This window comes from Rheinheimera mangrovi (genome assembly GCF_003990335.1).
Classification (GTDB): Bacteria; Pseudomonadota; Gammaproteobacteria; order Enterobacterales; family Alteromonadaceae; genus Pararheinheimera; species Pararheinheimera mangrovi.
This window is the reverse complement of the sequence record NZ_CP034683.1, coordinates 338,971-353,908: the sequence shown is the minus strand read 5'-3', so window position 1 is coordinate 353,908 and position 14,938 is coordinate 338,971. Positions and strand designations below refer to the sequence as shown.

Sequence of the window (14,938 nt, the reverse complement as noted above, 5' to 3'; positions counted from 1 at the left end):
GCTCCTTAGTTACGGCTTGGATAAATACCAGACAAGGCAATGATATAGTTCATGGCCGTAGCAGGCATAATGTTATCTTGCACCACTGTGCCTCCGGTTGAACCGATGGAGCTTGCCCCCAAACTCACCGGATTTGGCGTAGCAGGATTAGTCACATAGAGTGTGTCCACTCCAGTGCCGCCCGCAAAAGCGGCAGTCACCAGTTGAGTTGCATTAGTGGCAGTGCCTGTGCTTGCAACAGCCGTCAAACTGTGGCTATGTGGCGGCAGGTTTGCCGCTGTCACTGCCACTTGTTCCTGTCCTAAGGCTTGGGCAAAAGCGATGGGAGCAACAGTTTGCGAATCCGGGTTAGTTCCGAAATGTACCGGCACCCTGCCGCGTAAATCGGGTAAAGCAAAAGTGCTGACGCCGTCGCCACCAAAGTTGGTACTCAGCAGTGAAAACAAAACTTCATACTCAGAGATTTTCAACGAAGTACCGTCGCAAAAATGCCAGCCAACAGGGGCGCGACGGCCTGCGAATAAGCGGATTTCACCTACATAACAATCACTCATCACAAGTTTCCTTTAGTTACGTTGCGGGTATGCGCCCATAGTGGCAATACAAAAATTAAGCCCAAGCGAAGGCTGCATATTGTTGATTGGCTGAGCTGAGCCAGAAACGCTGATACTGTCAGTATTTAACGTGATGTTTTTACTGGTATCTGCAATTTCAATAGCCGCATAACTGGCCACAGCCGCACCATTAGGGCCTGGTAGTTTGGCAGCCGCCAGATAAGAACCCGCCACCATTTTAGTGCTGGCGTTTAGCTCGGTGGCATGCAACTGATGGGTATGGGCTGGCATATGAGCAGTGGTCAGCGTTATTGTGCTGCTTCCGCCGCTATCACCAGGGAGGATCTTAACACCATGAGTAAGCTCCTGAGCAACAGGGGTGCGCCCCCTTAAATCAGGCACTGCAAAAGTGGTGGTTCCATTACCGCCAAACTGAGTATGAATGAGCGAGTACAAGGCCTGGTTTTGAGCTATCGGCAATAAAGCCCCGTTACATGCAAGCCAACCTTTGGGTGCCCAGTTGTAACTGAACATTTTTATTTCACCTAAATATGGTTCCATTTTTATCTCCTGAACTGAGGCCTTTACAACCTCAACTTTTGGCTTTTACACTCGCTGTACCTTTTAGCTCAGCGTACTGATCACCATCAAATGACGATAGATATTCAACTTCACCCCTACACCTCAGAGGATTTACCTTTTCTGTACAGGCTTTATGCCTCAACCCGCCAACAGGAGATGCAATTTTTTCCGTTCGACGAAGCGCAAAAACAAGCCTTTTTGCACCAACAATTTCAAGCCCAACTGCAGCACTACACCCAGCATTACAACAAGGCGAAATTCTTTATTGTGCGCCGGAACAACATTGCTGTAGGCCGTCTTTTTTTGGACCAATGGCAACACGAGATCCGTATTGTTGACATCAGCCTGCTTCCAGAATTTCAACAGCAAGGTATAGGCTCCTGGCTGTTTCAATTTGTATTTGAGCGGGCTGCCGCCGCGCAGTTATCTGTATCTATTCATGTTGAACAACACAACCCGGTACGCAGCTGGTACGAAAAACTGGGTTTTAAGTACAAAAGCCAAACCAACGAAGTGTATTTGCTGATGGAATGGATCCCTGATGATAAGAGGTCTACCCTTGGTCTCTGAAGTGACCAGGATATGTCAGGCTCAGCCCAGACTTAGCTTTGGTCCAACCGCCTGTTCATAACCAGTTCGTATTCCACTTCGCTTTTTGGTGACAGAAACAGACTGGCCACCCCAAGTTCTGGGTGTTCGAGTTGATAGTTACCTTGTGGTATATGAAAACTGGGATCCCCTATCAGATACGCAGCAAAAGACTCCCAATGCTTCGGATCTAACTGGCCTTTAACGACCCGATCTAAAGTCAGATTTACCTTTGTTCCTGCATCATCCTGTAATTGAAGCTGCTGACCTACCAGTTGATTTAAACGCTCGAAGCTGTACAGCTGCATAAAAACTCCGTAAATACACTAACTTATAAACATTGTACAAATTTCAGAACCAAAATTAGGATAGAAATCAGGAAAACGCAAGTGAGTTCTAAACAAAAAAGGAACATAACAGGCTGAGAATGTTTCAGCCTCTTTGTAACAAGGCCTGATACTCTACCCCCAATTCATTATGAATTTGTTGCAACTCTTCCGTAGTAAAAATTTGTTGCGGACTTTGGCTGGCCTGAAAGATCAATTCGGGTTGTTTGGCGTCACGCAAACTAAAGGTATGCCAGCGTTGTTGTTCTGCCTCAGTGAGCTCCCGGGATAAAAAGCTGACCAATTGCTGCGGATTTTGCTGAAGTACCTGTTTCAGCTGGCGGTAGTCCAGAAATTCAGCCTTGCCTGTACCGAGCAGTTGTTCTGTATAACACATCAGTAAACGCAACACAGCAATGCGCCCCTGCAGTGGACTAAGGCTCAGATCATATGGATTTCCTGCTTGCCAGACGCCGTTCACCGCAACCATATGCAAGCCAGACATACGCTGATGGGAAGCCAGAATAGCTTCTGGTTGTCGCCCAAGGCACAGTATTCTGGCGTCAGGAAACTGTTGCAGCCAGAGCGGCCACTGCTGCAGATCCCAGGAATTTAGTTTCAGCACCAGCTGAGTTTCTCCGTGCCTGAAACGCCCCTGCAATAGCACAGCCAGCTTTAGCAGTTGGGGTTTGGCCTCCTCAGACCAGAAAGAGTCCAACAGCATGTCGCTGATGAGCATTGATTCCGACAACAGCTTTACTGCGCTAAGCTGACGATACAAGCCCCCCAACAAGGTGGAGCCACAACGCGACCAATGGAAGATGATCAGATCAGGACAAAGGTCAGCCAGATTGTTGCTTTGTGGTAGCAAGTCTTTAACTAAGGTCACAGGCCTGATAAATACGGCCAGCAGCTTGCCTTTTTGTATCAGCATATCCTCCTTATAAAAAGGTTGCTTCAGTGGATCTAAAGCAGGCACCCAGATCAGGGCCTGATCTTTTTTCCTATAATCCGCTGGTTGCCAAAACTGGCTGAACAGTTCGAGATCTGGCACCAGTACAGAGCTGTTCTGCTGTTGCAAGAAACTCTGCATCAGATCCAAATTCAAATCCGGCCAGTCGAGATACTGTGCCATTTGGCGCACAAAATCATCGACAGATCCGCTGTGCTGCAAAGCGATTAGTCGCTCCTTGTCGTGTAGCAATTGCCAATACAATCTCAATTTATGCTGCACTCAGGCTTCACTTTTTATCGGATAACAATTGATGTAATGCACCATGCGGGGTTGATGTGTTGTGTTGGCACTGGGGCCATGAGGCAACGCATGATGCCAGATGATCAAATCTCCGGCTTTGGCAGCTATGGCTTTCACTGGCCAGTCTGCCCAGCGCTGTTGCTGTAACTCAAATTCAGTTTTACCCTGGCTGGTGATCCAGTTTTCTGCTTTTAAATGAAAACCCGGAACACAACAAAAAGCCCCTTGCTGCTCTGTGGTATCTGTTAAATAAATTAAACCTTGAGTTGCAAACTCAACAGGGGAGCGCAACGGCATATCCCAATGTAAATCAGGGCCAGGAAAGGCCCAGTCTGACGTCTGCGGCGGGTTAAAACTCACTCTGTCTGTGCTCATCACCAGATCGGTTCTCTGCCATAGCTGCTCAAACACCTGCCGGATCAGCGGCACTTCCCGGTTGGCATCTAAAGCCGGATGACGAAACAACGGCAACATGATTTTTTCACACAAGCCCAACTGCCTGTACCAGCTTTGGGGTTGCTCTGGCGAGGCCTGCAGGTAGTGCCAGATAGCAGCCCGGCTTTGTTCACATTGTTCCGGCGTCAGTACAGCTGGCACCACCAGATAACCAAATTGATGCCAGAAAGCCAGTTGTTGTTCAGTCAGTACTGAAGGTATTGTCCTGCTCTGTTGTCCTGCAGTCAGTTCACGCAATTGCTGATTGATCTGCTGTTTTTGTGCTTCAGTCAGTGACAATTGCTGCACTTCCTGCTGCAACTCAGACAATCTTTCACATCGGTGCAGCAGTTGCAAACCAGAATACAAGCCTAAACCGGCCAGATCCAACACTGCTCTGTCGACCAACCATTCGTCTGCTGGCAACGCTGTGGGGAGTTTTAACTTTTTGATCTGCGTTTTTTGCCACAGTCTGTAGAAATGCAATAGCCCTTCGACACGCACATCATCAGTTGCCGCCAACGAAAAGGTCTGGCTTTGATACTCTAATTGCCACAAGGGCATTTGCCCGGACTGATAACTAAACTCAAGCACTGAGCCGGGTTGAAGCAGCAGTTGCTTACGGTATTTTGCCAGAGTTAACTGGCTTTGCTTCTCTACCAGCCAAAACTGCTGATAAACCTGAATTTCGGTGTTCAATTTAAGATCGACTGGGCCCGGTTCAAGTTCGGGCACTATCATCTGGCATCGTAGTAGTTCGGTTTTTCCTTGCGCTAACGCCTTCGCGCTGTCCATCTCCAAACAAAAGACAGGCCCTAAGCTATGACTTTGCGGCTGTTGTTTGTACTGCCATTCCAGTTCTGCCGACAACAGTACTTTTTGTGGGATAAGGCTGCCACTCTTTTTCAGATAACGCTGTAAATTGACAAAAATCTGGATTTGCGGCTCTTGTTCCAGAAACTGATTCATGGTTTCAGACAAGATCAGGTCATAGCTTTCGCCTGATTGCGGTTGCCATACAGTCGCATCAGCGCATATCCAGCCCGCTATTCTGTCCTCCAGTTTCAGCGTTTTGCATAACTGCCGGAAACTATCGAGGCAAAACTGATGGATATCCAACGCAGTCACCTGCAGCTGTTGTGCACTGAATACACTGAGTAAGGGCAAAATCAGCCAACCTAGAGGGCCAGTGCCCGCATAGAGCACAAACACTGGTCGCTCTGTTGTCAGACGGTCCTGCACCGCCCTATAAATAGCCTGTATAAAAACCCTGCTTCGCTCAATATCCTCGGCGCATTGAGCCGCTGTAGTGGGTGATACCGCTTTACCAAAAGGCGTCAGGGTAAAGTCTTTATCTTTGTATTGGTCTGGGTGCAAATCCAGATTCAGGTGCTGGCATAAAGTGGTCAGCAGCAAAACAATCAAAGGCCGCGCTTCAGCTGCGCCCTGACACTTGAGGATCTCAGTCGCAAACAGTGATAACACGTCTTCAGTTAACTCTGGATAACTCAGTGTTCCATCCGGCATAAACTTGCTCCTTTAATTCATCATTGACCACAACGTCCAACACCAGATTGATACGGGACTCTGAACCTTTGTTTTCTACCTGGTGTACTTGATCAGCATTGATGTACCACAGCTCGCCTGCTTGCATAGGCACCAGTTGATCGTTAACAAAAAATTTCAGTAATGGATTAGTTTGCAGTGGCAGGTGCAAACGAGCTTCGCCTTGCTCCAGACACAAGCCATGGTCACGGTGCGGTTTAATTTTAGCGCCGGGGTGTAAGCGCATAAGCCGCACTGATTTCACTGAGAATGGTAAAGCAGTCACAAAACGCAGTAGAGCAGGGCTTTGTTCTAATTGAGGTAAGTTGCTCCAGTGGTCGCTGGGGTATATCGCAAAACTTTGCAATATGCCATGGCCATTCAGATGCTCTGAGGCACAGCGCAGCGGTAATACGTCCCAGCCCCCCTGATAATCTCTTTTGTTCACATGTGCATACCATTCCAACTGCATCAGCTGTTCAAGTTCATGTTGTATTTGTGAAAAACCAGTCACCTTGCCCAACAAAGCAAAATTACAAATAGTCATAGCTAAGTCGTTATTTTTGTTTTATAAAAAACTAGGCTAGCAGAAAAAAGGAACATAGAAAGACCATGGCACAGAAAATATCAGAGCCTCTGCAACTGCTGCTAGCATTCTTCAGCGACATAGGTATTGGTTGGCGGATCCAAAGCGATATAGGGCAAAGCTTTTTACCTGGCGTCAGGATCCAGCATGGTGAGTTGTGTATCGATCCATTGATGCTGAATCAGCCCGGCGATCTGTTGCACGAAGCGGGTCATATTGCAGTGATGCCGGGTGCCTCGCGCCATTTGTTACAGGACAATGTCAATCTGTCTGCTGGCCAGGGCCCTGCCGAAGAGATGGCAGCTATTGCCTGGTCCTGGGCTGCTTTAATCTATTTAAACTTGCCACCAGAGTTTTTATTTCATGCTGACGGCTACAAAGGTGGTTCAAAAAGCTACATCACAGCATTCAGCTCTGAAGGAGGCTTTGGTTATCCCCTGCTCCACTGGTATGGCATGTGTGAGCAGCCCGGTGCAGAGGATGGCTACCCACAGATGAAGCAATGGTTAAGGCCTTAACACCAGGGCTATTGCTGCAAAATAAAATGCAGCTGATTACGCACCGCTTCCGGGTCTAAGTGAGTAAAAGGCAAAATTAAATCCATCTTGCCGTTCTGGTCTAAATCAGCTGTGGACGCCAGCATACCGTTCAGAGGTATCGCCTGTTTTAATCTGATGCTTTTGCTGCTGAATAGTTTTTCTTTGGCGCTTTGGTATACCTTCAGATGATCTTCATCCCCTATCAATAGCAAAGCCGGAGCCTGATCCGATACCAGCGCTTTCAGTACAGGTAAATTGACCTGTGCATTGCCAATACTGACCTGAGCTGTGGCGTCTTGCCGATACACAGGTTTATCCGGAAACTTGCCACTTTGCAGCTGTGGAAAAAACTGCAGTTCCATATTCGCAGTGCCTGCCAGTAAAGCCCGTACCAGAGTACCGATACCAAATTCTGCAGCCGGCGTGAAAAAGTCCAATCTTTTATCATTATTTAAGTCGGTAAATACAGGTTCAGACTGAATACCTTTGGTGTTGATCAGTGCATCAGGCTCTGCTTTAAATTGCAGGCCGCCAGGCCCTGTTTGGCCATAATGGATACGGTAGCTGTAGCTTTGCTCCACTGCGTCAGCAAATTGTTCCTGACGTACAATAAGGTCAGCGATAGTATCGTTATTGAGATCTTTCACCTCATATAACCTTTTAATAGACAAACCTTTGAAGCTGCGGCCATCACCACCCCGCACTTCAGCCAAGGCATCAGGTGTTAAGTCCAATCCCAGTTCGATCACTTCGGCCTTAGCCAAAAAACCTGTTTCAGTTTGCAGGTACAACAGCAGGCTATCGTCAATCGCAAAAGCTATATCAGTACGACCGTCCGCATTCCAATCCAGAAAACGGGCGTTACGGCTAATGTAATCCGGGTTTTCATCAAATAAACGGGATTTAGCATCCACTACCAAAGAGTGTTTACTAAAACTACCGTCCTGTTGCTGCAGATAAACATGATGAGCATTAAAGTCAGGCACAATAAAGTCAGATAAACCGTCATTATTGAAGTCATAGACAAAGTCCAGTTTCAGCAATCGTTTAGCATCCACTGTGCGATACAAAGATTCGGTATTAAGCAAACGCTGCCAGCTGTTATCCTCAGGCTTAAAATAACTGATCCCTTCCACGCCTAGTACGACAAGTTGCTCATTGGGCTGGCCTTTCACCTGAGCTTTATGAAAAAACTGTGCCTGTGTAGGGATAGGAACTTGCTTGGCGGTGCTTGTGGTTAAGTCGACCCAACTGAGCCAGCGACTGTTGGATGAATGACCCGACTGCAACACAGCTTTGGCGCCGGGAATGAATAAGGTATCGCCATTGGCGGGGTGCTCCAGTTGCACCTGAACTTGTTTAAATTCTGACGCCATTAATGGTTCAGCGCTCATAATTGCAGTGACAACTAAAACAGCAAGATACTTCAACTTCATCATTCCCTTTGACTCCGATTTGTACAATACGAGATTCTTCTACAGTAAAAGCTGCTAATCGGAGGTTTAAGCCGGAAAAAAGTTCCTGCCCAACCTGATAACAGCGTAAAATATTGAATTGTTTTCTGTTCCAACCGCTAAGCGGCTAACCCAAGAGAGTTTTTATGTCGATAAACTGGTTCCCAGGCCATATGCACAAGGCCCGTAAAGAAATAGCCGAGGTTATGCCGCAGGTCGATATCATTATCGAAATGCTGGACGCCCGTATTCCTTTTTCCAGTGAAAACCCTTTGGTGCCAGAGCTACGTGGTGACACCCCGGTGATCAAGGTGCTGAACAAAGCTGACTTGGCAGATCCGGCTGTTACCGCTTTATGGGTGGAACGCTTCGAACAGGAAAAAGGTATAAAAGCCATCCCTATTAGTCAGCAAAACCCTGAACAAATCAAGGCTTTGTTACAGCTTTGCAACCAGATGCTGCCCGATCGGAATTTAGACATACGTGGTGCCCGCGCCATGATTATGGGGATTCCTAACGTTGGAAAATCCACCATCATCAATACATTGGCTGGTCGCACTATTGCTAAAACAGGCAATGAAGCTGGCGTTACCAAAGTACAGCAGCGGATTAAACTGGATAACAACGTGATCTTAACCGACACTCCAGGCTTTTTATGGCCCAAGCTAAGTCCAGCCAGTTGTGGTTATCGTTTGGCGGTGACAGGTGCCATTAAAGATACGGCTTTTGATTATGCTGATATCGCTATTTTTGCCGCCGATTATTTGCTTAAAGCTTATCCACAACAGGTGATGGCACGCTATCAGCTGACAGAGCAACCAGAAAACGATGTGGCTTTGCTTGATGCTTTGGGGGAACGCCGGGGTTGTATGCGTAAAGGCGGTGTGGTTGATTTACAAAAAGCCGGTTCAATTTTAATTACCGAACTTCGTGCAGGTCTGTTTGGCCCTGTCAGTCTGGAAACACCGGATATGGTGACAGAGGAATTGCACAATGCTAAGTTAGAGGAAGCCATCAGAGCTGCTGAAAAAGCTGAACGCGAAAAGATCCGTCAGCAAAAAGCCAAGAAGAAATACCGTTAACCCGGCTGGTCCGGTGACGGACCAACCAGGGAATTGTGTTATGCGTTTTTCTACTCTTTCAGTATTTAGTCTGTTATGTATCGCCAGCGGCTCTTTGTCAGCCGCCCCTGTAGTGCTGCACAATATTCAGGGTTATGGCTTTGACGATAAAGGCCAGATCACAGAATTCAGCCACTTTGTATTTGATAACCAGACCGGCAAAGTACTGGCTCGTGGCGATAAAGCCGCTGTTGCAGCCTACAACAAAGCAGAACAAATGGACGGCAAAGGCCAGACGTTATTACCTGGCCTGATAGACGGCCATGGTCATGTGCTGGGTTTAGGTCAGAATTTAAATCAGGTGGACTTACGTACCAGCAGCAGTGAAGCACAGGCCGTAGCTCAGGTTGCAGCCTTTGCCAAAGCGCATCCACAATCACAATGGATTTTAGGCGGAGGCTGGAATCAGGTGTTGTGGCCTACCCAGCAATTTCCCGGTAAAACTCTGCTGGATGAAAGCATGAAAGACAAACCCGTTTGGCTAACGCGCGTTGATAGCCATGCAGGTTGGGCTAACAGTAAAGCATTGCAATTGGCAGGCATCACCAAGGAAACCATAGATCCACCAGGTGGTGAAATTATTCGGGACGCTGAAGGCAATCCAACAGGCGTATTGATAGATAACGCCATGTTATTGCTGGAAAAACAAATTCCACAGCAATCCGAAACTGAACGTTTAGCTGCATTGGATGCTGCATTTGAGCATTTATTGGCTTTGGGTATTACCTCTACTCACGACGCGGGCGTTGATCAAGCCAACTTACAAAGTTATCAGCAATTACGTAAAGACAACAAACTACCGCTGCGTATTTACGCCATGTTATCGGCTACAGATCCGCATTTAGCCGACTGGTTAAAGGCTGGCCCTATCCTGGATAAAGACGACATATTTGTCGCCCGTTCAGTCAAAATATATGGTGACGGCGCTTTAGGTAGTCGTGGTGCAGCTTTGATAGAACCTTATTCTGATCAGCCCGGCCAAAAAGGTTTATTTGTTACCCAACCAGATAAGTTAACCGCTGTAATGAAGCTGACGCTGGATGCAGGTTTTCAAACCAATGTGCATGCTATAGGTGATTTAACCAATCGCCTGGTGCTGGACAGGTTCGAACAACTGGCAAGCAAAGAGCAGCTGGAACAAGGCCGCCACCGCATTGAGCATGCGCAGATTGTTTCACCTAAAGATATCCCACGTTTTGCCCAGTTGCATATTCTGCCGGCTATGCAACCGACCCACGCCACCTCAGATAAAAATATGGCAGCCGATCGTTTAGGCATAGCCCGTTTACGTGGCGCTTATGCCTGGAAAAGCTTTGTAGATCAGGGCAGCCGCATAGTGGCAGGCTCAGATTATCCGGTAGAACTGGCAAATCCTTTTTATGGTATTCATGCCGCGGTCACTCGTCAGGATCAGCAAAATCAGCCTGTAGGTGGCTGGTTGCCAGAACAGCGCCTGACGTTAACTCAGGCGTTAAAGTCTTTTACTCTGGATGCAGCATATGGCGCCTTTCAGGATCAAAGCATGGGCTCGTTAGCCCCTGGTATGTGGGCTGATTTTATTTTGGTCGACCGCGATATTTTCAAAGTAGCCCCGGAAACTTTATGGCAAACCAAAGTGCAACAAAGCTGGGTAGCAGGACAACAGAAATATCAGGCACAGCTGTAGGGGCGGGGCTTGTCCCCGCCCGTCTCGCCGACCACTCCATGTTCGAAAGAAAAAGCGCAGTTAACGCGGCTGCGGCTTCAAGTAAGAAGGTTGTAACCCAAATTAATTGGAATTGCAGCAAGACGATATACGTAGGGGCGGGGTTTATCCCCGCCCGCCTCGACAGCCAGTCTATGTTCGGAAGAAAAAGCGCAGTTAACGCGGCTGCGGCTTCAAGTAAGAAGGTTGTAACCCAAATTAATTGGAGTTGCAGCAAGGCGATGTACGTAGGGGCGGGGTTTATCCCCGCCCGTCTCGCCGACCAATCTGTGTTCGGAAGAAATAGCGCAGTTAACGCGGCTGCGGCTTCAAGTAAGAAGGGTTTATGATTAGTCAGAAATGGTCGAAGCTGATTCGGTCCTTACAGCAAAAAAAATACCGCAAAGCAGAGCAGCTCTTTTTTGTCGAAGGCGAAAAATCAGTGCTGGAATTGCTGCACAGCTCTTGGAAAGTAAGGGCCGTGTTTGGCACTGAACAGTTTTTGCAGCAATACCATGCTCTTTGCGCTAAAGCCGATTTAGTACAGCAATGCACTGAACATGAGTTAGTGCAAGTTGGCACCTTCAGCAGCAATAACGCGGCTCTGGCCGTAGCTGAAATACCAGTAGCCCAACCATTTAAAGAGCAGCCAGGTGATTGGGTACTGGTGCTGGACCAAATCAACGACCCTGGTAATTTAGGTACTATTATCCGCGTTGCCGACTGGTATGGTATTCGCAATATCCTTTGCTCGGCTGACACAGTGGATTTATATAATCCCAAAGTGATAGCGGCGGCTAAAGGCTCGTTTTTGCGGGTGCAAATGTATTACCAGGAGTTATTACCTGTCTTAGAGCAAAGCTCCATGCCGGTATATGGTGCTTATCTCGAAGGGGAGTCAGTGCATCAGTTAAAGCTCAGTAATGCAGGTGGTTATCTGGTGATGGGTAATGAAGCCAATGGTATAAGCCCTGCATTAAAGCCTGTGATCAGCCACCCTGTGACTATCCCAAGTTTCAGCGACACAGAATCACTGAATGTAGGCATAGCCACAGCCATTTTATGTGACAACTTTAAACGTCTGTCGAGACTATAAAGCTTCTGAGTTATAGCGGATCCGTCTGTGAGTAAAGAGTCGGATCCGCTACACTAAGCGCTATTTCTTTTGCCCCGCAGAGGTTTTATGTTCCCTACCCTCGAAGACTATGTTGGCCAGACACCTTTAGTACGGCTACAACGTATGGCTAACCATACCAAAAGCACCGTATTGCTGAAACTGGAAGGTAATAATCCAGCAGGTTCAGTTAAAGACAGACCAGCGCTTTATATGCTGCAACAGGCCGAAGTACGGGGCGAGATCAAACCGGGAGATTGCCTGATTGAAGCCACCAGTGGTAATACAGGCATAGCACTGGCGATGGCAGCCGCCATCAAAGGCTATAAAATGAAGCTGATTATGCCGGACAATATGACCGACGAACGTAAAGCGTCGATGCGGGCTTATGGCGCCGAGCTGATTTTGGTCAGTAAAGAACAAGGCATGGAATACGCCCGTGATTTAGCCAAACAAATGCAGGCTGAAGGTGTGGGTTTAGTGCTGGACCAATTTAATAACACCGACAATCCGGCTGCGCATTATGCCTCTACTGGCCCTGAAATCTGGCAACAAAGTTTCGGTAAAGTAACGCATTTCGTCTCCAGCATGGGCACCACAGGTACCATTGTGGGGGTGTCACGTTACCTGAAACAACAAAACCCTGAGATTCAAATTATAGGCCTGCAACCAGCTGAAGGCAGTAGTATTCCTGGTATTCGGCGTTGGCCAGAAGCTTATTTACCAGGCTTTTATGAAAAACAGCGGGTTGATAAAATCATAGATATTACTGCGGATCATGCTCTAGCCACCATGAGGCAACTGGCACAGCAGGAAGGGATCTTTTGCGGTGTTAGTTCGGGCGGTGCTGTGTATGCGGCATTGCGTCTGGCGGAGCAACTTGAAAACGCCGTCATAGTCGCCATCGTCTGCGATCGGGGTGATCGTTATTTATCCTCAGGAATTTATTAGTGCCTTTTGAATACTTAGCTTTATTAGCTGCAGTCTGCTGGGCGGTCGGCAGTTTGTTATCAGCTACTGCCTCCAGTCATTTAGGCGCTTTTGCTTTTACCCGCTGGCGTCTGGCATGCGCTGCCAGCATGTTATGGCTCTGTGCTTTTTTCAGTGGCGGCTTTAGCACTTTGGCTTTACCTCAATTACCACTTTTGGCTATTTCGGCGCTTATTGGTATTTTAATTGGAGATACCTCCTTATTTGCTTCTATGAACAGATTAGGACCACGCCGTGCCGGTGTGTTATTTGCCACTCATGCGATGTTTTCGGTGCTGCTGGCTTATCTGTTTTTAGGCGAATCAATTTGGGGTTGGACCTTGGTTGGCTGCGGTTTGTTAAGTTCAGGGGTAATGACAGCCATAGTGCTCGGCCGCAGAGCAGAAGAACAACACCACTGGGAATCAAATCAATCCCAGCTGCGTTCTGGTATAGCTTTAGGTTTAACTTCAGCCCTGTGCCAGGCGGCTTCCACTTTAATGCTAAAGCCTTTAATGGAAACCACCATAGACGCAGTCAGCGCCTCTGCAGTACGGATGACAGTCGCTTTATTTGCTCACCTGCTGTTGTTCTGGCTGGGCTTTAAGGTGGCTCGTGTTTATTTACCTATGACGAAAAAGGTATTCGCCATGGTATTTGTTAATGCAGGATTGTCAATGGTGATAGGCATGACGCTGATTTTGCAGGCTTTAAAAACGGGTGATGCAGGTTTAATAGGTATGCTATCGTCAGTCAGTCCTGTGTTGGTCGTGCCTTTATTATGGCTGGTTTATAAAAGGCGACCTGCTCTCGGAGCCTGGATAGGTGCCAGCCTGACAGTAGCTGGCACAGTGTTGATTTTGTGGCACTAGACTTATCAAATAGCTTCCGGGATTTGGTTTCTGTGGTAATCAATCAGACTCAAGATTTCCGCCAAAGCACCGGCATGGCTTGGCGTTAAAATACCATTGTGACCTAATATAATATCGTCTGAAACAGCCAGTACCCAGACCGCCTGCATATTGGCGTCATCACAACTCTGAATAGTGCGACGTGCCTGTACCCTGGCACGGATACGCCAGCCAGATCGGTTGAGCTGCATCATACAGCCTGGTATCGCGTCATGCTGAGCCAAACTACTGTGTAAATGCAGAGGGATTTCACAGTTCCCTCTGGGGCATTTATCTATATCGTGGGTGATAGCCCAGGAATTCCCCACTGCCTGCTCACCATCTTTTAAGAAGTTAAAAGCTTCCTTTACTGCAAAATCACCTTTGGACTGCAATACCACCATACTGGGTTTTTGTCGGTCGATGCTGAGTAAGGTATCAAGCGGTTTGTACTCTTTAGCTGTTACCGCAGGGTTTAATAACAAATACAAATTCGGGTTGTCTTTGCCACTATCTATGGCTTTTTTGACCCGTTCCTTACTGGCATGCAGGGCGACTGAACCGCCTAAGCTATGGCCGATAAAGATGTAGCGTCTTAACTGACCTTGCGCAACCACAGTATCCAGCTTGTCCAAGAGTTGACTAACACCCTGTTCACCTACCAGCCGTGACACTCTTTTACGTTGAAAAATGGTCGGGAAATCCAGCGGCTCCATCCAACCTTCAGCTTTATAAGATTCGTCCAGCCAAAGTGGATCATATTTGTCGCCGCGCCATCCCAGATACAGCCCAATCAGGTTCCGTTGTGGAGCTGCTTGTTGTAATTCTTTGATATAGGTTTGAAAAGCGACAAAGTTTGAATCTGTAGGGGCCGCATTCTGATGCCAGCCGTGTACAAAAATGACCAACTCTGCTGTGGCAGAGTCCGGTTTTTTAATACGTTCAAACAAAGCCTGCTGTTGTTTTAAGTCGTGAGGCTGACCTTCATCATTAAATTCAACCACATGAAAGTTACTGTTTGCGGTATTTTCATCCGGGAAATGATACTGCTGATCAGGAATAGGGGTGATAAAAGTAGAGAGCAACACCAGGCTGATGAGCATCAGTGGGATCAACTTCAGCCATGAACGCCAGCTAAGCCGGATCATTCTGAACCAAAGGTACTGGACTGCACGGACTAGGATCAAACTACACCCAAAACTGCTGTAAAAACGGGCTGCATTATAGCCAAATGAGGGGGTAAAAGGTAGGTGGAAGTGGTGAGTGTCTGAACGGAATCGCCTGTAGGGGCGTCCG

At 47.6% G+C, this 14,938-nt stretch carries 15 protein-coding genes; 7 read left to right on the top strand and 8 right to left on the bottom strand.

The window, feature by feature from the left end; translation table 11 throughout:
* Window positions 1-5 precede the first annotated feature (5 nt).
* Window positions 6-554 carry a phage tail protein gene (locus EK374_RS01725; RefSeq protein ID WP_127019552.1) on the bottom strand — a complete coding sequence of 183 codons (549 nt, stop codon included), beginning with the start codon at window positions 552-554 and terminating at the stop codon, window positions 6-8.
* 12 nt (window positions 555-566) lie between these two features.
* Window positions 567-1,115 carry a phage tail protein gene (locus tag EK374_RS01720; RefSeq protein WP_127019550.1) on the bottom strand — a complete coding sequence of 183 codons (549 nt, stop codon included), beginning with the start codon at window positions 1,113-1,115 and terminating at the stop codon, window positions 567-569.
* A 90-nt stretch (window positions 1,116-1,205) separates the two neighbouring features.
* Here EK374_RS01720 and EK374_RS01715 point away from each other — a divergent pair, with 90 nt between their 5' ends.
* Window positions 1,206-1,706: a GNAT family N-acetyltransferase gene (locus EK374_RS01715; RefSeq protein ID WP_127019548.1), complete on the top strand. Its 501-nt coding sequence runs from the start codon at window positions 1,206-1,208 to the stop codon at window positions 1,704-1,706.
* A 32-nt stretch (window positions 1,707-1,738) separates the two neighbouring features.
* Here the strand turns inward: EK374_RS01715 and EK374_RS01710 are convergent, their stop codons facing one another.
* The 4 genes from EK374_RS01710 to EK374_RS01695 all read right to left on the bottom strand — a co-directional run bounded on the left by EK374_RS01710 (window position 1,739) and on the right by EK374_RS01695 (window position 5,832).
* Entirely contained in the window at window positions 1,739-2,032 is a 294-nt protein-coding gene (locus EK374_RS01710) for a DUF6916 family protein (RefSeq protein ID WP_127019546.1), read from the bottom strand.
* Window positions 2,033-2,156: 124 nt separating this feature from the next.
* Window positions 2,157-3,284 (bottom strand): hypothetical protein, encoded by a 1,128-nt coding sequence (locus tag EK374_RS01705; RefSeq protein ID WP_127019544.1) that lies wholly within the window; start codon window positions 3,282-3,284, stop codon window positions 2,157-2,159.
* Window positions 3,285-5,267 (bottom strand): phytanoyl-CoA dioxygenase family protein, encoded by a 1,983-nt coding sequence (locus EK374_RS01700; RefSeq protein ID WP_127019542.1) that lies wholly within the window; start codon window positions 5,265-5,267, stop codon window positions 3,285-3,287.
* Window positions 5,230-5,832 (bottom strand): aspartyl/asparaginyl beta-hydroxylase domain-containing protein, encoded by a 603-nt coding sequence (locus EK374_RS01695; protein WP_127019540.1) that lies wholly within the window; start codon window positions 5,830-5,832, stop codon window positions 5,230-5,232. The genes EK374_RS01700 and EK374_RS01695 overlap by 38 nt, the downstream gene beginning before the upstream one ends.
* Window positions 5,833-5,897: 65 nt before the next feature.
* Between EK374_RS01695 and EK374_RS01690 the strand changes: the two genes are divergently transcribed.
* The gene (locus tag EK374_RS01690; protein WP_127019538.1) at window positions 5,898-6,389 is read left to right on the top strand and encodes a hypothetical protein; all 492 of its coding nucleotides are present in this window, start codon (window positions 5,898-5,900) and stop codon (window positions 6,387-6,389) included.
* An 8-nt stretch (window positions 6,390-6,397) separates the two neighbouring features.
* Here the strand turns inward: EK374_RS01690 and EK374_RS01685 are convergent, their stop codons facing one another.
* Complete coding sequence (locus EK374_RS01685; protein WP_127019536.1) at window positions 6,398-7,849, bottom strand: FG-GAP repeat domain-containing protein; 1,452 nt, start codon at window positions 7,847-7,849, stop codon at window positions 6,398-6,400.
* A gap of 161 nt (window positions 7,850-8,010) precedes the next feature.
* Between EK374_RS01685 and ylqF the strand changes: the two genes are divergently transcribed.
* The 5 genes from ylqF (at window position 8,011) to EK374_RS01660 (ending at window position 13,624) form a co-directional block, all read left to right on the top strand.
* A complete protein-coding gene (gene ylqF / locus EK374_RS01680) occupies window positions 8,011-8,946 on the top strand; it encodes a ribosome biogenesis GTPase YlqF (protein WP_127019534.1) in 936 nt (311 codons plus the stop codon).
* A 40-nt stretch (window positions 8,947-8,986) separates the two neighbouring features.
* The gene (locus EK374_RS01675) at window positions 8,987-10,651 is read left to right on the top strand and encodes an amidohydrolase (RefSeq protein WP_127019532.1); all 1,665 of its coding nucleotides are present in this window, start codon (window positions 8,987-8,989) and stop codon (window positions 10,649-10,651) included.
* A gap of 364 nt (window positions 10,652-11,015) precedes the next feature.
* Window positions 11,016-11,765, top strand: coding sequence for a TrmH family RNA methyltransferase (locus EK374_RS01670; RefSeq protein WP_127019530.1), 750 nt, complete (start codon window positions 11,016-11,018; stop codon window positions 11,763-11,765).
* An 87-nt stretch (window positions 11,766-11,852) separates the two neighbouring features.
* Window positions 11,853-12,734, top strand: a complete 882-nt coding sequence (cysM, locus tag EK374_RS01665; protein WP_127019528.1) for a cysteine synthase CysM — start codon at window positions 11,853-11,855, stop codon at window positions 12,732-12,734.
* Window positions 12,734-13,624 carry a DMT family transporter gene (locus EK374_RS01660; RefSeq protein ID WP_127019526.1) on the top strand — a complete coding sequence of 297 codons (891 nt, stop codon included), beginning with the start codon at window positions 12,734-12,736 and terminating at the stop codon, window positions 13,622-13,624. The genes cysM and EK374_RS01660 overlap by 1 nt, the downstream gene beginning before the upstream one ends.
* 5 nt (window positions 13,625-13,629) lie before the next feature.
* On the opposite strand, the gene EK374_RS01655 is transcribed toward EK374_RS01660, so the two are convergent.
* Window positions 13,630-14,790, bottom strand: a complete 1,161-nt coding sequence (locus tag EK374_RS01655; RefSeq protein WP_233280309.1) for an alpha/beta hydrolase family protein — start codon at window positions 14,788-14,790, stop codon at window positions 13,630-13,632.
* Window positions 14,791-14,938: the final 148 nt, after the last annotated feature.